19 protein-coding genes are annotated in these 19,104 nt (G+C 50.4%); 9 read left to right on the top strand and 10 right to left on the bottom strand.

Features of this window, described 5'->3' with window-relative positions; translation table 11 throughout:
* Positions 1-4: 4 nt before the first annotated feature.
* From nuoK to J5A66_RS04560, 8 genes are all read right to left on the bottom strand, one after another.
* On the bottom strand, positions 5-313 hold the full coding sequence (gene nuoK, locus J5A66_RS04525; RefSeq protein ID WP_009162889.1) for an NADH-quinone oxidoreductase subunit NuoK: 309 nt from the start codon (positions 311-313) through the stop codon (positions 5-7).
* A complete protein-coding gene (locus tag J5A66_RS04530) occupies positions 310-831 on the bottom strand; it encodes an NADH-quinone oxidoreductase subunit J (protein WP_009235977.1) in 522 nt (173 codons plus the stop codon). Before J5A66_RS04530 ends, nuoK begins: the two co-directional genes overlap by 4 nt.
* Before the next feature lie 17 nt (positions 832-848).
* Positions 849-1,379 (bottom strand): NADH-quinone oxidoreductase subunit I, encoded by a 531-nt coding sequence (locus J5A66_RS04535; RefSeq protein WP_009230145.1) that lies wholly within the window; start codon positions 1,377-1,379, stop codon positions 849-851.
* Between the two features lie 10 nt (positions 1,380-1,389).
* The gene (nuoH, locus tag J5A66_RS04540) at positions 1,390-2,478 is read right to left on the bottom strand and encodes an NADH-quinone oxidoreductase subunit NuoH (RefSeq protein ID WP_211791282.1); all 1,089 of its coding nucleotides are present in this window, start codon (positions 2,476-2,478) and stop codon (positions 1,390-1,392) included.
* 2 nt (positions 2,479-2,480) lie between these two features.
* Positions 2,481-4,049, bottom strand: coding sequence for an NADH-quinone oxidoreductase subunit D (locus tag J5A66_RS04545; RefSeq protein WP_211791283.1), 1,569 nt, complete (start codon positions 4,047-4,049; stop codon positions 2,481-2,483).
* A 9-nt stretch (positions 4,050-4,058) separates the two neighbouring features.
* Complete coding sequence (locus J5A66_RS04550) at positions 4,059-4,682, bottom strand: NADH-quinone oxidoreductase subunit B (protein WP_009235973.1); 624 nt, start codon at positions 4,680-4,682, stop codon at positions 4,059-4,061.
* Positions 4,673-5,023, bottom strand: coding sequence for an NADH-quinone oxidoreductase subunit A (locus J5A66_RS04555; protein ID WP_009230141.1), 351 nt, complete (start codon positions 5,021-5,023; stop codon positions 4,673-4,675). Before J5A66_RS04555 ends, J5A66_RS04550 begins: the two co-directional genes overlap by 10 nt.
* 215 nt (positions 5,024-5,238) lie before the next feature.
* On the bottom strand, positions 5,239-7,119 hold the full coding sequence (locus tag J5A66_RS04560; RefSeq protein ID WP_211791284.1) for a beta-galactosidase: 1,881 nt from the start codon (positions 7,117-7,119) through the stop codon (positions 5,239-5,241).
* Positions 7,120-7,580: 461 nt separating this feature from the next.
* Between J5A66_RS04560 and proS the strand changes: the two genes are divergently transcribed.
* The 6 genes from proS to J5A66_RS04590 all read left to right on the top strand — a co-directional run bounded on the left by proS (position 7,581) and on the right by J5A66_RS04590 (position 13,991).
* Entirely contained in the window at positions 7,581-9,062 is a 1,482-nt protein-coding gene (gene proS, locus J5A66_RS04565; protein ID WP_211791285.1) for a proline--tRNA ligase, read from the top strand.
* A gap of 195 nt (positions 9,063-9,257) precedes the next feature.
* Positions 9,258-10,340 (top strand): SPOR domain-containing protein, encoded by a 1,083-nt coding sequence (locus J5A66_RS04570; RefSeq protein ID WP_249110033.1) that lies wholly within the window; start codon positions 9,258-9,260, stop codon positions 10,338-10,340.
* A 32-nt stretch (positions 10,341-10,372) separates the two neighbouring features.
* Positions 10,373-10,897: an FHA domain-containing protein gene (locus J5A66_RS04575; protein ID WP_211791286.1), complete on the top strand. Its 525-nt coding sequence runs from the start codon at positions 10,373-10,375 to the stop codon at positions 10,895-10,897.
* Positions 10,898-11,356: 459 nt separating this feature from the next.
* Positions 11,357-12,937, top strand: coding sequence for a leucine-rich repeat domain-containing protein (locus tag J5A66_RS04580; protein ID WP_211791287.1), 1,581 nt, complete (start codon positions 11,357-11,359; stop codon positions 12,935-12,937).
* Positions 12,938-12,945: 8 nt separating this feature from the next.
* Positions 12,946-13,173 (top strand): hypothetical protein, encoded by a 228-nt coding sequence (locus J5A66_RS04585; RefSeq protein ID WP_249110034.1) that lies wholly within the window; start codon positions 12,946-12,948, stop codon positions 13,171-13,173.
* A gap of 365 nt (positions 13,174-13,538) precedes the next feature.
* Positions 13,539-13,991 carry an HU family DNA-binding protein gene (locus J5A66_RS04590; protein WP_211791288.1) on the top strand — a complete coding sequence of 151 codons (453 nt, stop codon included), beginning with the start codon at positions 13,539-13,541 and terminating at the stop codon, positions 13,989-13,991.
* Positions 13,992-14,106: 115 nt separating this feature from the next.
* Here the strand turns inward: J5A66_RS04590 and J5A66_RS04595 are convergent, their stop codons facing one another.
* Both J5A66_RS04595 and J5A66_RS04600 read right to left on the bottom strand, forming a co-directional pair.
* On the bottom strand, positions 14,107-14,598 hold the full coding sequence (locus tag J5A66_RS04595) for a pyridoxamine 5'-phosphate oxidase family protein (RefSeq protein WP_211791289.1): 492 nt from the start codon (positions 14,596-14,598) through the stop codon (positions 14,107-14,109).
* 89 nt (positions 14,599-14,687) lie between these two features.
* Entirely contained in the window at positions 14,688-15,179 is a 492-nt protein-coding gene (locus tag J5A66_RS04600) for a 3'-5' exonuclease (protein WP_211791290.1), read from the bottom strand.
* A gap of 519 nt (positions 15,180-15,698) precedes the next feature.
* Here J5A66_RS04600 and J5A66_RS04605 point away from each other — a divergent pair.
* From J5A66_RS04605 to J5A66_RS04615, 3 genes are all read left to right on the top strand, one after another.
* Entirely contained in the window at positions 15,699-16,961 is a 1,263-nt protein-coding gene (locus J5A66_RS04605) for a nucleoside permease (RefSeq protein ID WP_211791291.1), read from the top strand.
* 2 nt (positions 16,962-16,963) lie between these two features.
* Positions 16,964-17,683 carry a 16S rRNA (uracil(1498)-N(3))-methyltransferase gene (locus J5A66_RS04610; protein ID WP_211791292.1) on the top strand — a complete coding sequence of 240 codons (720 nt, stop codon included), beginning with the start codon at positions 16,964-16,966 and terminating at the stop codon, positions 17,681-17,683.
* A gap of 246 nt (positions 17,684-17,929) precedes the next feature.
* Positions 17,930-19,102, top strand: a complete 1,173-nt coding sequence (locus tag J5A66_RS04615) for a DUF4836 family protein (RefSeq protein ID WP_211791293.1) — start codon at positions 17,930-17,932, stop codon at positions 19,100-19,102.
* Positions 19,103-19,104 lie beyond the last annotated feature (2 nt).

A 19,104-nucleotide genomic window follows, 5' to 3' on the forward strand; every position in this document is an offset into this window, starting at 1 on the left:
TCGTTTATAGTTTCATGTTTTCAATACTGTTCACCTGATCACTGTGGAACCTGCGGTAAACGTTAAGGATGATAGCGATGGCCACTGCCGTTTCGGCGGCGTTGATGCCGATGGAGAACAAGGAAAAGAAGAAACCTTCGAGTTCGCCAGGGTAAAGTATGCGGTTGAATACGGCAAAGTTGATGTCAACCGAGTTGAGCACCAGCTCGATGGAGATGAGCATCGCGATGAGGTTACGCCGCGTTACAAATCCGAAAAAGCCAATGAAGAAGAGCAAAGTGCTCAGTCCCAATAACAATTCTACGGGTATCATTTCTTATCCTCCTTTCTTGCAATCATTATTCCGCCGATGATACATGCCAAGAGAAATACGGAAATGAACTCGAAAGGCAGCACGTACTGATACTTGCCTGCACCGACGAGCTTCTCTCCGATAACCGACATGGGCACTTCGGCATCGACCATGCTGGCCGACATGTCTATAAATTGGTTCTTAAGCAACACCAATGCCACGGTAACCAGTCCGATAAGGGCTACCAATGCACCAGCAACAACGGTCTTTCCGCGTTGTCTTTCTTGCAAGCCTTGCAAGGTGCGCTTGGACACTAGCTGGATGGCGAAGATGTAAAGCATCGTCAATCCGCCGGCGTAGATGGCAATTTGTGCCGTGCCTAAGAAGGTATAGTCTAACAGGAAGTAAACACCTGCGACGCCAAAGAGCACGAACAGCAGGAAAGTAGCCGCCCGCATAATTCTCTTTGTGAATACGCATACGATGGCCGAGCCGATAATTACCACGGCCAAGATGCAAAACATGATGATATTTGCCATAAAGATGTCTACTCCTATTATTTTGTTTTAGTGTTGAAAGTTCCGATTTCACTTTCCGCACCGCCGTCAATGATGTTGGGCAAGGAGCTTTGGTAGTGTTCCTTGTCTAGCTCGATGACAAGCTTGTCGCGGTTGAATACGGAGTTCTCGAAGTCGTTGGTGAACTCGATGGCGTCGAAGTTGCAGGCGTTTGTGCACAGTTCGCAGAACATGCAGTCGCCCAAGTCGTAGTCGTACTTCACCAATTGGCGTTTCTTCTTGCCCTCCTCGTTGGTCACCATTTCAGAAACGATGCGAATGGTTCCATTGGGACATGCTTTTTCGCACATCAGGCAGGCCACACATTTCACCACATCGTTCTCGTCGCGCTTCATAACGAGCCTTCCGCGCGAACGCTTTGCCACGTGCAAAGTGGTCTTTCTGTTTTCGGGGTATTGTTCGGTTACCTTCGGCGTAAAGTACTCGCGCAGCGTGACACGTAGGCCAGTGGCGAGCGACTTGATGCCATCTCGTATACCGCCAAAATATGATTTCTTGTTATCTTCCATGTCTTTTTCGTTATTTAATGTACCAACCAAAGGCCACGACAATTGTCATGATCACGAGGTTGAGCAAGGACAGGGGCATCAGGTATTTCCATTCCAACTTCAATATCTGGTCGATGCGAAGGCGGGGGAACGTCCAACGTATCCACATGAGCACCCAAACAAGGGCGAATGCCTTGCCTAAGAACCAAACGATGCCTGGAATATAGTCCATCACCTTATCAAAAGCTTCAACACCGATGTGTATCGGCATCCATCCTCCAAGGAAAACCATCGAGGCAACACCTGCTACAATGAAGAGGTTTAGATACTCGGCCAAGTAGAAGAAACCGAAACCCATACCCGAATATTCGGTGTGATAACCTGCGGTAAGTTCGCTTTCGGCTTCAGCCAAGTCGAATGGGCCACGGTTTGCTTCTGCATTTCCGGTGATAAGGAATACCAAAAAGGCGATGATGGCAGGGATATGACCTTGGAAAACAAGCCAGCCGAAGGGGCCGCTTTGTGCTTCCACGATACCGCTAACCTGCATCGTACCCGTGAGAATCACGGCCGTGATGAGGCAAAGGCCCAACGACATCTCGTAAGAAATCATCTGCACCGCACCACGCATGGCCGAAATAACGCTGTATTTGTTGTTCGAACTCCATCCGGCGATGAAGATTCCAATAACGCCGATACTCGAAATGGCCGTCATCAGGAAGATGCCGACGTTGAAATCCAAGATTGTTGCGCCTTTGTTCCACGGCATGAACGAGAAAGCACCTACCGAACCAATCAGCACCAGAATGGGAGCGATGGAGTAGAGCAGCTTGTCGGCCTTGTCGACAGCGAAGATTTCTTTGATAAGCATCTTCAAAACGTCGGCGATAACTTGGAAAATACCCCACGGACCAACACGCATCGGGCCTAGACGGCATTGGAAAGCCGCACACACCTTGCGTTCCATGAAGATAAGTAGGATAGCTAATATGGCGTAGGCAGCCAGTATGAATACACCCACGAGCACACATTCGATGAGTATGGCCCAAAAGCTGCTCAGTCCGCAAGTATCTCGCAGCAGACTGTCAAACCACGTCGTAACGATTGAAAAGTCAAACATAATTATCTGTCAATATCGGGTATAACATAATCTAACGATGCGCCGACGGCGATAAGGTCGGCTATCTTCTCGCCACGTAGCATGGTGTCTAAGGCCGAAACCAAAGGAAGACCCATCGGGCGGAACTTCAAACGATAGGGGCTCTTGTCGCCTTTGCTGTCGAGGAACACGCCAATCTCACCGCGCGAGCCTTCACACGAGAAGTACCATTGGCCTTCGGGCACCTTGATGATGGGCTTTTGCTTGATGTAGAAGTCGCCTTCGGGAATGTTGTCGATAAGCGTTTCCAAGATGTGAACGCTCTGTTCCATCTCCTTCATGCGCACCATATAGCGGTCGTAGCTGTCTCCGTTGTTGTAGGTAATCTCTTTAAAGTCTACCTTATCATACACGCCGTAGCTGTGGTGTTTGCGAACGTCGTTCTGCCAACCTGTTGCACGACCCGTTCCGCCCGTACAACCGTAGCTGATAGCATCCTCACGAGATAGCATTCCCACGCCTTTGAAACGGTTTTCCATGATAACATTGCCAGTGAATACATCTTGATATTCTTTGAACATCGGCTTCATGTAGGCGCAAAGTTTCTTTACGTTCTGCACAAAGTTGGGGTCGATGTCGGCTTGACAACCACCAATGCGGTAATAGTTCATGATGAGTCGGCCACCAGTGGTTTCTTCCATCACGTTGATAACCTGCTCGCGGTCGCGCATGCCATAGATAAATGCTGTCAATGCGCCAACGTCTTGCGCACAGCAGCTGTAAAACAGCAGGTGCGAGTTAAGGCGTTGCAGCTCGTCCATGATGGTACGGATATATTTAATGCGGTCGGTAAGCTCCACGCCCATAGCCTCTTCAATCACGCCCACCAATGCATGGCGGTTCATGGTTGCGCTAAGATAGTCTAGACGATCGGCAAATGCCAGTGTCTGAGGATAGACATAGCTTTCCGAAATCTTCTCCACGCCACGATGAATGTAGCCCAAGTGTGGGTAAATCTTCCTAATCACCTCGCCGTCTAGTATCGTTTGCAGGCGCAACACGCCGTGTGTGGCCGGGTGCTGCGGTCCGATGTTCACCACGTAGTCGTCTTCTCCAAACAGCTTATGGCGAGTTTCCACCAAATTCCCGTCTTTATCTAGGCTATATTGCAAGGTATAGTCGGGCTCGGGGTCGTCGTACATGTTTGGCCTGTTCTTCTCGGGGTCCATGTCGTAGTCTTTTCGCAGGGGGTAGCCCGTGAAATCGCTACGCAGATAGAGCCTTCGCATGTCGGGATGTCCGATGAACTTGATGCCGAAGAAGTCGTAAACCTCGCGCTCCAGCAGGTCGGCGGCCTTCCAAAGGCCAGTCACCGAGGGCAAGAAGGGGTTCTCGCGGTCGGCGGCAACGACTTTAACCGAGATGCGTTCGTAGGTTTGAGTGTTCTCCAGAATATAGATACACCCGAAACCTTCCTCTCCAAAATCTTCACCAACGATGGTGACGAGGAAGTCGAAATGTTTTTCATTTCTTAATTTTGCCATCTCGTTGGCAAAATCGTTCGCGTTGAATTCAATGTTATTTAGTTTCATAATAGCGTCTCATTCCTTGTCTTTATCGAAATCCTTTGGAACATCCATGATAACCATGGGCTTCTTTTCCTTGCGGTTTGCTCCGCCAAAGAATTTCTCAACCTTCACTTTACGTTGCAGCTGCATCATTCCGTAGAGAATGGCCTCTGGTCTTGGAGGACACCCAGGAATGAAAACGTCTACGGGAACAATCTCTTCAATGCCGCGTACCACGTGGTAGCTCGACTTGAAAGGTCCACCGCTGATGGCGCATCCGCCAACGGCGATAACGTATTTCGGGTCGGCCATCTCGTCGTATAGGCGTTTCATAACGGGCGCCATCTTGTTGGTGATGGTTCCTGCGCACATGATGAGGTCTGCCTGACGTGGCGAGTTGCGTGTTACTTCAAAGCCAAAGCGGGCGAAGTCGTAGCGGGCGCATCCCACCGACATGAACTCGATACCGCAACAGCTCGTTGCGAAGGTAAGCGACCACAGCGAATTGCTGCGTCCCCAGTTGATGGCTTGGTCTAGCGAGCCAACAACAACGTTCACGCCACCTTCGTGTAGTTCGTTCATGATTTGTTCGAGCGTGTCGTTGTCTTTAAATTCCGCGTAGGGAATACTCTTGATATGGGGTTGTTTCACTTCCATTCCAATGCTCCTTTCCGCCAAGCATAGGCCAGGCCAAATACAAGTACCACCAAAAAGAAACCAATGCTCGCCAGAGCCAAAGCTCCAAACTGCTTGACAACTACTGCCCAGGGATAGAGGAATACGGTCTCTACGTCGAACATGAGGAAAAGGATGGCGAAGAGATAGTAACCGATGTGCACGGGAATCCACGAGGAACCGCGCGTCGGGATACCACTCTCGAAGGGCTCACCTTTCACCGCATTGTACGACCGAGGCCCTATTGCCTTGGCTATGGCAAATGCCGCCACAACCAAAAGGACAGCCGTTATCAGGACGGTAATAAATAAAATAAAAGACATATAACGTTATGATATATAATGATTGTATTCAGCTAAATATGGTGCAAAGGTAATAATAAATATGAAAACGTTGATCTGTTTACTTTAAAAAGTGTAATCTCCACATAGCAAAATAGTTGAAAGACAGCCAAAAACTGTCTTTCCGACCCCATTGCGATGCTTCATTCTTATTTCTTATGACGCTTGCTTTCCCTTCGTTTCTTACCCTTATTTTCTCATTTCAGTTTGTTGAGCACCGGTGTAGTGAGGCTTGAGAGCGATGTTTTCTTCTCATCGTTCTGCTGTTCGAACACGACAATCCGGTTGAGTCCTTTCCTTAGAAAACAGCCTGGCAGGTAGAGCGTTTGTTGTGGACCCACCTTCCAATAGCGACCCAAGTTGATGCCGTTGACAAAGACGATGCCTTTACCCCAATGTTCCATGTCGAGAAAGGTGTCGCCGAGAGTGGAAAGCTGGAACGTACCGCTGTAAAGAACGGGCAGACCGGCGGTATAACTGGCAGGCTGAGCATCCAAATCGGGCATCTCGTCCATGGGTAGACGATACATTGTCCAGTTCCCCGTGAGTTCGTTTCCATTAATGGAGACAGGACTGGTGATGCCTTTCAAGTTTTGTGTGATGCGAGCTCCGTAGTTGATGCGTCCTAAATTCTCGACGAGAAGGTCGAGGACGCCGTTGAAAGGAACGTTGATTTCGAGACTATCGGTGGAGGTGAGGCGATTGAGTTCGCCCACTTTCTCTCCGTTGACGTAGACCAAGGCATAATCGGCCAGACCGGGAACGCGGAGCATTCCGCTGATTGGTTGATTGAAATGACGGCGATAGAGCACGTAGCCATGTCCCTGTCCGAGATCTTCGAAAGTGAGTGGCGTGTCGTTTTCCACAGGCGTAGAGGAACCCATCAGGCGGAAGAGGTCGACCGTCTTATCGAGTTTGATGTCGGGAATGGCAATTACCGGGATGCGTGCAGGGACAGGAGGAATGGGAGCAGACACATGTCGAGAGATGAGTGCACGCAAAGCGTCATATTTGGGCGTGCTCCATCCGGCTTCGCTGATGGGTGCATCGTAGTCGTAAGAGGTGAGATCGGGCTGAATGTTAGTGGCATTGCTGTAGTTGGCCCCTGAGGTGAAACCGAAATTGGTTCCGCCATGCACCATATAATAATTGAAGCTCACACCGTTTTCGAGATATTTCTGTGTCTGCTTCACCACCGTTTCCGTACTCACTTTGGGGAAAGGCTCGGCCCAATGCGAGAGCCAACCGGGGTAGAACTCAGCTACCATGTAGGGGCCTTTGCCCTCGTGATATTCGTTGACCACCTTTTTGAGTTGAGCCACATCGCTTTCGCCATTGGCCGTGGGTAAAGCCCCCTCTATCGTTCCGCCTTGGAAGAGCCAACTGCCATCCGATGTAAACATCGGAACGTCGAAACCGGCATCTAACAGTTGCTGACGTATCTTGGCACTATAGGTGCGATGGGTTTCCAGCGGAATGTCTTTGCGCTGGGCTACATAAGAACCGAATTCGTTTTCGGCCTGTACCATGACGATAGGACCGCCGTGAGTGATTTGCAAGTCGCGCAATTGCGAGGCCAGTTGGCCGATGTACACCCGGCAGGAGTCGAGAAAGGGCTGATTGTCGGTGCGAATCACAAGGCCTTTTGTCTTTTGCAACCACCAGGGATAGCCGCCAAATTCCCACTCGGCACAGCAGTAGGGACCGGGCCGGAGGATAACCATCAGTCCCTCACGGGCTGCCGTTTGAACGAATTGGCGCAGGTTTCGGTTGCCCGTTTTCCAATCCCACACCCCGGGCGATGTCTCGTGATGATTCCAAAACACATAAGTTGCCACCGCGTTCAGTCCCATGGCTTTCATCATCTGCATGCGATGCTGCCAGTAAGGTGCAGGAACGCGGGCGTAATGCAACTCGCCCGAGTAAATCTGTGTGGGTTTTCCGTCGTAAAGGAAGCTTCCGTCTGCGATGGCAAACGTGTGTTGTGCGGTTGGCATTCGCTTTTTTGCTTGGGCGGCCCAGTTGGTTCCGGCCCAAAACAGCACGCCAGTGAGGCATAGTAATCTTAGAGGTCTCATTCTATTTGGGTTTGTATCAGTTCTTCTGTAAGGGGCGATAGGAGAGGGTAGCATGGCAGATGGTTGAAAGAAAGGGCAGATGACATTCGGCTGCAAAAGTAATAAAAGAGGGATGGAGAGGAAGAGGAGAGAATCCTGATTTAGTGTAATTTAACGAGTATGTCGGTATCTCCGTTTACATCTATCTATCAGGAACTTTGCAAAAGCTAAGAAAACGCCTTGCAAAAGCTAAGAAAATGAAGTGCGAAAGCTAAGAAAATGCAATGCAAAAGCTAAGAGATGAGGTCGTAAGGAGGGAAGTAGCAAGGAGTGAGAGGAGAAAGAGAGGGAAGAGTCTCGCCCCGATAGACGTGCCGATGCAGCACGCATGCCGGCACAGAACCTGAAATATGGAGCGCAGATTTTGCCCTTTAAGCATTTTAGATTACCTTTGCAAGCCGAATTAACAAACGAAAAAGACAATGGCAAAAGAACTGAAAGACCTAACGAAGCGTGCTGACAATTACAGTCAGTGGTTCAACGATTTGGTGGTAAAGGCCGATTTGGCAGAGCAATCTGCCGTGAGGGGCTGTATGGTCATCAAGCCCTACGGGTATGCGATATGGGAGAAGATGCAACGTCAGCTCGACTCGATGTTCAAAGAGACGGGTGTGCAGAATGCTTACTTCCCGCTACTGATTCCGAAATCGTTCCTCTCGCGCGAGGCCGAGCATGTGAAGGGATTTGCCAAAGAGTGCGCCGTGGTGACGCACTACCGCCTCAAGGCCGACGAAGAGGGCAATGGCGTGGTGGTAGATCCATCGGCACGCCTGGAAGAAGAACTCATTATCCGCCCTACTTCGGAAACGATTATCTGGAATACCTATAAGAACTGGATTCAGTCGTGGCGCGATCTGCCACTGATGTGCAACCAATGGTGCAACGTGATGCGATGGGAGATGCGCACACGACCGTTCCTGCGCACCTCGGAATTTCTGTGGCAGGAGGGCCATACGGCTCATGCCACCCGTGAAGAGGCCGAAGAGGAAGCCCGGAAGATGCTGCACGTCTATGCCGACTTTGCTGAACAGTGGATGGCTGTGCCTGTGGTGCGCGGCGTGAAGAGCGAAACCGAACGCTTTGCAGGTGCGCTCGACACTTATACCATCGAGGCGATGATGCAAGACGGAAAGGCTCTGCAAAGCGGAACAAGCCACTTCCTGGGGCAGAACTTCGCCAAATCGTTCGATGTGACGTTCCTCAACAAGGAGAATAAGCCCGAATACGTTTGGGCTACAAGCTGGGGCGTGAGCACCCGACTCATCGGTGCGCTCATCATGACCCACTCTGACGACAACGGTTTGGTGCTTCCGCCGAGGTTGGCGCCTATTCAGGTGGTGATGATTCCTATCGGTCGGGGCGACGAACAGATGCAGGCCATCAATGACAAGCTGCAACCGGTGATGGAACAGTTGAAGAAGGCGGGCGTAACGGTGAAATACGACGACTCGGATAACAAACGTCCGGGCTTCAAATATGCCGACTACGAACTCAAAGGCGTGCCCGTGCGCATCGTAATGGGCGGACGCGACTTGGAAAACAATACCGTCGAAATCATGCGACGCGACACATTGGAAAAGGAAACGGTGACGTTCGACGGACTCTTCGAGCGTATCGTCGCTCTGCTCGACGACATTCAGGAGAACATCTTCCGCAAAGCACTGACGTATCGCGATGAACACATCTATGAATGCGATAACTACGAGGAGTTCAAAGAGCGTATCAAAAACGGCGGATTCTTTCTCTGCCACTGGGATGGCACAGAGGAGACCGAGGCAAAAATCAAAGAAGAGACGCAGGCTACGATTCGTTGCGTTCCGTTTGGCGTGGAACAGACCGCGGGTGTCGACATGGTGAGCGGCAAACCGGCCAAACATCGCGTCATCATTGCCCGCAGCTATTAAGCGAGAGGCAACTCCAATAGATTTCAAGCGCACCTGCATCCATCGTCTGGATGCAGGTGCGCTGTCGTTTTCGAGCAAGAGAGGAGAAAGCAGAACGTGAGAGGTTATATATATAATAAGGTGTAATCGCATCCTGTTTTTAGGACTTCCCTTTGAGCAAATATTTCCTATAATTTGGCATAAGGGCCGTTTGAGTTGTCCCGAAAAAATGCTACCTTTGCACTCGTGATTGAACTACACAGACATATAGAGATTTTATTGTTAGACAACGACTGTGTCATCATCCCCGACTTCGGCGGGTTAATGGCTCATCACGTAGAGTCTGCATACGATGACAGGGATGGTGCGTTCCTGCCACCGCTAAGAACGCTGGGGTTCAATCGCCAACTGCGCCTCAACGACTCGCTGCTGGCGCAATCTTATGTCGAAGCCTACGACATTAGTTATCCCGAAGCTGTTGCGCGAATTGCCGAAGAGGTGGAAGAACTCAAACAACATTTGAAGAACGAGGGCCGGTATGAACTCAACGATTTGGGCGTTCTCTTCTATGGCGATGACGATAACTATACTTTCGAACCCTGCGAGGCTGGCATTCTTACACCCGAGCTATATGGTCTCAACTCGTTGGAAATGCGACCGTATATCCAGTGCGAGACCACGGAATCGGAAGAAATGCCCGCTCTGCAAAAGTCTCTTCGCCCTGCCGGAAAGGAAATGGCCGAGGTGCAGGACACACCCTCGACAGAGGTCGCAGAGGCTCAAACGAAAGAACATCTGGTGATTCCCGTCAGTTGGCTTCGCAACGCGGTGGCCGCCTGCATTGCCGTTTTGGTGCTCTTTCTCTTCCCATCGGTGGTGACCGACGGTGGAAACGGAAACATGAGACAAAGCATGGTAGACACCGGATTGCTGATGCACGTTCTGCCGAAGGAGATGGTGCTGGGCCATGAAAGCGTGTCCAACATCCGAATCGATCACAAAGCAAAGGTTCGTCCCCAAGGAAAAACTGTCGCAACAAAGGCCGTGGTGCAGGCAACGGATAGCAGTAGATCTTTCTTCTGTTTGGTGCTGGCCAGCAAAATTACGCGACGAAACGCACAACTCTTCGCTCAATCGCTCCAAGACAAAGGTCATCGCGAGGCGGAAGTGTTGCTCCGAGGTAAGAGCGTCAAAGTGATTTACGGGCATTATGCCACCAAGCACGAGGCCGACAGTGCTTTTCTTCGTCTACGTTCAGACGAAGACTTGAAAGACTGTTGGGTGATGCACGTTCGTTAATCTCGTCTGTTCCCTTTAAGACCCATTGGCTTATGAAGCGCGTGAGATGCCCGAAGTGCAATCATTACATCACTTTTGATGAAACCCGATACGAAGAAGGGCAGTCGCTCTTTTTCCAATGTCCCGACTGTGGCAAGGAGTTTGGCATTCGCATCGGCGTCTCCAAACTGCACAACAGGCGCAAAGAAGAAAACCCCGAGGCAGAATGCGCCGCCGACAATTGCGGCACACTGACCGTCATCGAGAACGTATTCCACTACAAACAGGTGCTGCCCCTGCGCATGGGGCGTAATGTCATCGGGCGTTACATGAAAAATAGCGGTGTCAACTGCCCCATCGAGACCAACGATCCCAGTATCGACATCACTCATTGCACCATCGAGGTGAGCCGCGATAAGAACGGACGGCTTAAATATGTCTTAAGCGACGGGCCCAGTTATACCGGTACTTTTGTAGATAACGAGATTCTTGGCCATCGCGAACGTCGCCTGCTCAATGACGGTTCCCTCTTCACCATCGGTGCCACGAGCATCATTCTAAGAGTGCGGCAGGAATAAATTCGCATCCCTTTGCTTGCCTATTTCCAAAAGAAGTATTACCTTTGCCGCCGTGAAACAAAGTCGTGTGACATATCAGCAGCAGCCCTTGCAGAGAAAAATGAATTTCTCTGCAAATTTATTCCTCAATTATTTGGTAGTTCCAAATAATTTGCTAACACACACACACACACACACACACACACACACACACACACACACACACACACACACACACACACACACAATATGTGCACCTATTAGTGGTGTAACACTTTTTTGCTTTTTCCTACGCGCGCGTGAAGCGAGCGCAACCATAGCCTGCAAAGGGATTCTCTGCGAATCTCCTTGCAGGCTTTTTGGTGTGGCTGCCCCTCACCGTGTTTCTCAAAAATATCGAGAGCAAAGCCTCGATTCCCTCTGATAGCAAACATTAAAAAATAGAGTTTTATAAAGTTTCATTTAAAATCAAGACAAGTTATGACGAAAAAGATTTTCCTCCTTTTATTTCTTTGCATCCTGTTTGCCAACCAGGCCTGGACGCAATCCGGAACTTATACCGCCAATGGCGTGACGTGGAAGTACAAATTAGAAGGTTCGCCAAAGACAGCAACTATTACAGGTGAGGTGTTAGGGAAAACAGTCTTTTCGAGTGCACTTAATATTCCCAATGATATTGTGCATGGCGGAACTCATTACACGGTAACAAAAATAAATGACAATGCCTTTTCCAATTATGGGGAGGCAACTACACTTAGTATTCCCACATCGGTTACAACTATTGGTAAAAACGCATTTTCTCAATGTAAAAAAATGACCGGTACACTGTATTTACCTAATGTTACCACCATTGGTAATTACGCATTTATAAACTGCATGGGCTTAACCGGCAAACTGGAATTGCCAAAAGCGATGTCCATAGGGGAACAGGCATTTTCTAACTGCAAGGGGCTTACTATGATGTCACTACCCAAGATAACCATGATTGGTGACTGGGCCTTTAGCGGATGCACAGGCTTAGAAGGAGTATTAGAATTACCGAAAACGCTTACAAGCCTCGGCGAGTATGCTTTCGCGAATACAACCGGCACAAACTTGAAAGCAATAAAGTTTGAGAATGGAACAAACTTGATTAATATTGAAAAAAACAGTCTTTCAGGTACTTATTTAGCGTATGTCGACATGGTAGGAGTAAACTTTCCACCAGGTTTTATTGCGAGTTATAATAATTTGGGAACCTCTGTTTCCACTATGGTATATCTACCATCCACAGCATCAATCAATCCTGACGATATAAACATTGTGAGAGGAAATCTTTGTAATAAGTTTAGGGTATATGATGGCTCAGGTAACCACAATGACGGGTGCGAGTACCCCATACAATACCCTTTCACTGCAGCCACTGCCACTTATGACAGGGGGTTTTATAATGCAATTTGCCAAACGCTCTATTTACCCTATCCCGCTACGCTTCCCGATGGTATGCGCGCTTATACCTTACAAGCAAAAACCGTACATGGAGGGATTACTCACTTCCGTTTTGTTTCTATAGGCGACGGCGGAACACAACTCCAGGCCAATAAGCCCTATTTGATAAGGATTACTGATGGATCTACAAGCAAACAATTTGGAATGGACGTGAACGTGCAAGTGCCCGTAACGCCGAGTATCGCCTCTACCGAAGTGCAAGATGTGAATGGGCAAGGATTCTATTTCGGCGGGACAACCGAGAATATCGATAATGCCACGGCAGCGGGTATGAAAGCGTATAATCTGATTAACAATGAGTGGCGACCCATCCGCACCGACAATCCTAACGGCTATATCCATTCGTTCCGTGCCTATATGCGCACCACCGGGGCTGCACCTGCAAAAGGATTTGCTATTGTGCTGGACGATGAAGACTCTACAACGGGTATCGACACAGCCGTGGAAAACGAAGTGGAGCAAGGCGACAGCCCCATTTATACACTTGATGGCAAACTGATGGGCACGGACATCGATGCGCTGCCCAGCGGCGAAATATATGTGAAGAATGGCAAGAAGTTTTATAAATTCTAACCCTAAGAATGATGAGAGTAAAAGAAATCTATAGCACACCGCGGATAAAAGTGATCCCGATGCAGCCGGAAAACCTGTTAGAAACTATTTCGCTGCCCGTCAACAATGGGTCGTCCAGTGGCGGTGGCGATGCTAAAGGCGGCTATTTTGAAGAGGAATTCGAGGACGAAGACTCGGCATTTGGTATGAGTCGACCGGCCTCGATGACGAATTATTCGCCATGGGCAGAAGAGTGAAACATCCGTGTGGGGCGATAGCAATATCGACCCACAAAAAACGGGAGATGGCTTCTTGATTTTCAAAAGATGGTCTTTTGAGGGTCAAAACATGGCTTATTGAAAGTCAAAACACGGTCTTTTGACCGTCAAAAGACCGTGTTTTGAAAACCCATTTGTAGCACATTGAATATCAACGGATTAGAAAGACGATGTTGAAAGACTGTTTCTCGTCGAAAAGAAGAGCGCCAAGGGCCGAGGCACGGTGCGTTTCTCGAACGGCAAAAAAGGCTTTTCGATGGGGCAGAACTTAAAGAGCGGCTTTCGTTCCGATCGATATATTAGAGTTTATCAATCCATTTATCAACCCTTAAATTTTAAAGATTATGTCCATATTCTTAGTATTGTATCAAGACAATCGCAAGAACAGTAAGTTTAAAGGCCAATGGTATGCCCGGGCCAAAACCGTGGGAACGAAAGACTTGAACGACATTGCAGAAATTGTTCAGCGCAACTCGGGCTCGAAAAAGAGCGACGTGCTGGCCGTGCTTACCGAGACGGCCGAGGTGGTGAGCGATCTGTTGTCGGATGGCTATCGGGTGAAACTCGACGGACTGGGCGCGCTGAAAGTGGCGGTAAGTACGTTGCCGGCTGCTACGGAGAAAGACTTTGATGTGGCGAAAAATGTGAAGAACACCCGCATCCTGTTTCAACCCGAAACGGAGAAAGCTGGGTCGCATGGTGCTCGCAACCGCGTGTTGGCCAACAAACTGGAGTTTAAGAAAGTGGCCTCGATGGTAGAAAAGAAAGAGAAGAAAAAGAAAGGCGGAACACCATAACCGCTGTTTTCTGCCGAGAAAAGCAAAGGGGGGGAGAAAAGAAGCACGAAGCGTCTTTTCTCCCCCCTTCTTTTGAAGGCATGAAAGCGAGAGACTGAAGAGGGAAGGCTGGGGGTTAAGGACTTGGTAGACGTTTTTGTTTGCCCGAGAAAGCGGTGAAGTCGACGCGGATGATTTCGGTGCGGTGGAACGACTTTCGGGCGTATTGGTCGCCGAGAGCTTTGAAGTTGGGCGAGAGTTTGTCGATGAGCAGGTGCAGGGCGTTCATGCGTTCCTCCTCGGGGAGTGAAGTGTGGGCCTTACCAAAGAAAAGAACGCTCTCATACTCGGTGGTGAATTTGCCGGGCAACAGGTTCACCCGGCCCACGATGCAGAACGTTACGTTGGGGCAATGGGCGATGGCCCGCAGCTTTTTTCCCTCGGGAGCACAGTGGATATAGATGCTGTCGCGCCCATTCCAAACGTGGTTCACGGGGATGGCATAGGGCATTCCGTCTTCGTCAATCATCGAGAGAATGCCGTATTCGGCGGTTTGCAGAAGTTGGATGGCGCGCTCTTCGTCCAGGAGACGGTCGCGCCGACGGATGGTTTCGTTGATATATTTCATTGTGTTGGAAGATTGTTGTAAAGAAGGTTGATATTCAAGTTGTTCGCCATAGATAGGCTCTTCTTAGGATTTTTTACAAAGCCGTTCGATTATAATATCTCCAATGCAATGGCGGCGCAGGCTTCTGCGTCGGCCAGCGCGTGGTGATGGTGGGCCAACTGATAGCCGCAAGCGGCGGCAACGGTGTGAAGTTGATGATTAGGCAGATGGGGGAGAGCACGACGGGCGGCGGCGAGGGTGTCGAAGAAGGGGTAAGCAGGGTCATCCATCTGATAGACACGGAACGCGGCGCGCAGACAACTCTCGTCGAACCGACTGTTGTGCGCCACGAGCGGCAGACCCTTGATGAGGGGTTCTATCTGTCGCCATACCTCGCAGAACACGGGTGCGGAGGCTGTATCGGCCTGTGTGAGTCCGTGAATCTGGGTGCAGCGGTAGGTATAATAATTGGGTTCGGGCAGAATAAGCGAGTAGAACGTGTCGGCAACGAGGCCGTTCCGAACGACGACCAGTCCTACGGAGCAGATGCTGCTGCGCTCGTAGTTGGCGGTTTCGAAATCAATGGCTGCAAAGTCTTTCATTTTTTGAAGTAGATAGGGATGGCTGTTGTTTTGTATTTCGACGGGAAAGTTGTGGATCGGAAAGTGCGGAGCGAGTGGACTTGTATGGAGTTCTGACGGTAGAGGTTGGGGACGAGGATGATGCAAAGATACGGCTCTCTTTTCAAAACCTTAGCTTTTGCATCCTAAAAACTAAGAAAATGCATGCCAAAAGCTAAGCAAACGCAGAGCAAAAGCTAAGAGAATGAGTAGTAAGGAGAAAAGGAGTAAGAAGCGAAGTGGCGAACTCTTGATGTTCAGGCAGATAGAGAGATGCTTCCAAGAGGTTTTCCTTTGGTGGAGAGACGCAGGGAGAGCGATTTTTCGACAGAGGCATTTGGGAGGCGCAGAGAGGATTTTCTCTCCCACGTTTGGGGACAGGAAGAGACGGCGAAACGAGGAGTAGGCAGGCCGTTCCGCCTTGTGGTCGGTAGAAAAAGCCGACCACCTTGATTCGGGTTTCGATTATAATAAGTAACTTTGTGGCAAATAATTAAAATCATGAATCTGAAAATACGCTTATCGTTGATGAACTTCCTCGAATTCGCCGTTTGGGGAGCCTATCTCACTTCTATGGGAACCTATCTCGTAAAAATGGGGATGGCCGACCAGATCGGTTGGTTTTACGCCATGCAGGGGGTTGTTTCTATCTTTATGCCGGCCCTTATGGGCATTGTTGCCGACCGTTGGATTCCTGCGCAACGTTTGCTTGGATTGTGCCATTTGGTGGCGGCCGGTTTCATGTTTGCCACGGCCTACTATGGATTTCGGGCGATGGGAGCAGGTGGAACGGAAGCTATTGCCGACGCGCAACGGATTTTTCCGCTCTACAGTTTGAGCGTAGCCTTCTACATGCCCACGTTGGCGTTGAGCAATTCGGTGGCTTACACCGCGCTCTCGCAGGCAGGAATGGACACGGTGAAGGATTTTCCGCCTATTCGCGTCTTCGGAACGATTGGCTTTATCTGCATGATGTGGTTGGTCGACTTGATGGGATTCCAACCCAACGAAAAGCAGTTTGTCGTCTCGGGTGTGTGCAGCGTGTTGTTGTTTCTCTATACTTTTACGCTTCCCGCCTGTCCAACGGCGCAGGCAGACAGTCGGAGAAGTCTGAGCGAACAGTTGGGTTTACGGGCCTTTTCACTCCTCAAAGAGCGGAAGATGGCTATCTTCTTCTTCTTCTCGATGCTGCTGGGCGTGAGTCTGCAAATCACCAACGGCTTTGCCAATCCCTTTATCACGAGCTTTGAAAACATCCCCGAATATGCCGATACCTTCGGCGTTCAACACGCCAATATTTTGATTTCGCTTTCGCAAATCAGCGAGACGTGTTGTATTCTGCTCATCCCTTTCTTCATGAAACGCTATGGCATCAAGAACGTGATGCTCATTGCGATGTTCGCTTGGGTGTTGCGTTTCGGACTGTTCGGTCTGGGTAATCCCGGCAACGGCGTATGGCTCTTTGTGCTGTCGATGTTGGTCTATGGCGTGGCGTTCGACTTTTTCAATATCTCCGGTTCGCTTTTCGTCGACCGTTCCACCGACGTGCAGATGCGCTCCAGCGCGCAAGGGCTCTTCATGCTGATGACCAACGGTGTGGGTGCAACCCTTGGAACGCTCGGCGCACAGGCCGTGGTGAACCGCTATAGCTCTGGGGGAACAACCGACTGGCAGACTTGTTGGTACATCTTTGCCGGATATGCCCTGGTGGTGGGCGTGGCCTTCGCCCTGATTTTCAGGCCCAAGAGAGACGAGGTGAGATAGAAATGAAAGAGATTCGCTTTTTCTATGCCCCCGAACCGCTTTCGGGAGAGTTGCCCGCCGACGAGGCCGTGCATGCCGCCAGAGTGTTGCGACTGGAGAGTGGCGACGAAATCCATCTCATCGACGGACGGGGTAGCTTCTATCGGGCTTGCCTCACGCTTGTGTCGAAAGGCAGATGCCGGTATGAAATCGAAGAACAGCGGCCGCAACAGAAGTCTTGGAACGGACATATCCACCTGGCAATGGCTCCTACGAAGATGGCCGATCGCGTGGAATGGATGGTGGAAAAAGCTACCGAAATAGGTGTAGACGAGTTCTCTTTTCTCGACTGCGCTTTCTCCGAACGCCATCAACTCAAAACCGACCGCATCGAACGTATCGTCATCTCGGCCATGAAACAAAGTAGAAAAGCCTGGAAGCCACAGGTGAACGGCATGGAGAGCTTTTCCCAATTCCTTCGCCGTGCACATGTCGGTAGCCGGTTCATCGCCCATTGCTACGACGAAGTGGCGCGGCAAGATCTCTTCACCCGGCTCGCCCGCGCTGACGAAGGGACAGACGTGACGCTGCTCATCGGTCCCGAGGGAGACTTCTCACGATCCGAGGTCAACGAGGCTATCGAATGCGGATTCGAGTCCGTTACGTTGGGTTCGAGTCGACTTCGCACCGAAACGGCTGCCCTCTCCGCCGTGATGATGGCACAACTGGCACGGAGAAAATAAGCTTCGCTCTGGCGCGAAACGCAGAAAATAAGAACAATAGGCCTTCGCGCCGGCGCGAAACGTAGAATAGGAAGAAAACAAGCTTTCGCTTCTGCGCGAAGAACAAAATAGGAAAAGAACAGGCTTTCGCTCTGGCGCGAAACGTAGAAAACAAGAAAAATGAGTCTTCGCGCCGGTGCGAAGCATAGAAGAGAAAGAAGATAGGCCTTCGCGCCGGCGCGAAGAACAAACGCGAAAGAAAAAAGAATGATCAAAAAGATTGTAGGCATATTTGTATGGATAGCTTTGGTTTTGTCTTCATGCTCCAAGACCGATTACGTCGATGCTATTCCTAAAAACAGTCACACGCTCATCGCCATCGATGCCACCCGGCAAGACGGACTGGATCTGAAGCCGTTGCTTCAGGATTGGCTTCGAACGAAAGATGTAGCACAGTGTGGCATCGACTTTTCCAGTAAGATTTATCTTTTTGTTACGAACGACGGGAATATGGGTCTCTGTGCTCGGGTGAGCGATGCAGATCGACTGCGGCAAACGCTCGACTCGCTCGTGCAACGGGGCTTCTGCACCAAGAGCAGAACGCGGCGCGAGGCAGAGTTTTACGTCGTTGGAAGTCTTTGGGCCGTAGGATTCAGCAGCGAAGCAGTGCTCGTGGCAGGGCCGGTTCCTGCTCTTTCACAGTCTGATCTGCAACGACGAATGGCCGGTTGGCTCGAGACCGGCGATGGGCGAAGTATCAAGGATATGCCACTCTTCGGTCAACTCGATACCATCAACGCTCCCATAGCTTTGGCAGCTCGGCTCAGTGCCCTTCCCCCCAGCATCGCACAACCCTATCGGCTCGGTCTTCCTGAGAGCCTTGATCCCTCGCAACTGCTGCTCACCGCTACGCTGCGCACTCGTGGCGATGTGCTTAGCGTGGAGAGTCGGCTCTGCGGCACAGACGAAAACGCAGCCAAAGTCCTGCAATCGGTTCCCTCGCTCTATCGTCCCATTGGCAAAGAAGCCCCTGCAAGGATGCCGAACCAGGCATTGATGGGTCTCTTCGTCAACGTTCGCGGAGCTGCTTTACATTCTGCCCTGCGCCGCCACCGCGAACTCTCCGCCTTGATGATGGGCTTAGATGCCACCACCGGCATCGACAGCCTTCTTATGCGCACGGATGGAGATTTGCTTTTCCTCCTGCCCGCGTGGCAGAAAAAGGGAGTGAATCTCTCGGTGAAGGCGATAACGAAGTCGACGCCTTCTGTAGTCGACCCGCTTCCGGAAGCGGTGCAGACTGAGATTCGGGGTAAACGACTTGCCGTCGTCGTTCGTCTCCCGAACATTCCTGCCGATCCGGGTAGCGCATTCGGCTTCTTCCATTTCCTCAAACCCGTCTTGGGGCACACACAGACCATCGTTTACAGTATCCGATAAAA

Source organism: Prevotella sp. oral taxon 475, assembly GCF_018127805.1.
Classification (GTDB): Bacteria; Bacteroidota; Bacteroidia; order Bacteroidales; family Bacteroidaceae; genus Prevotella.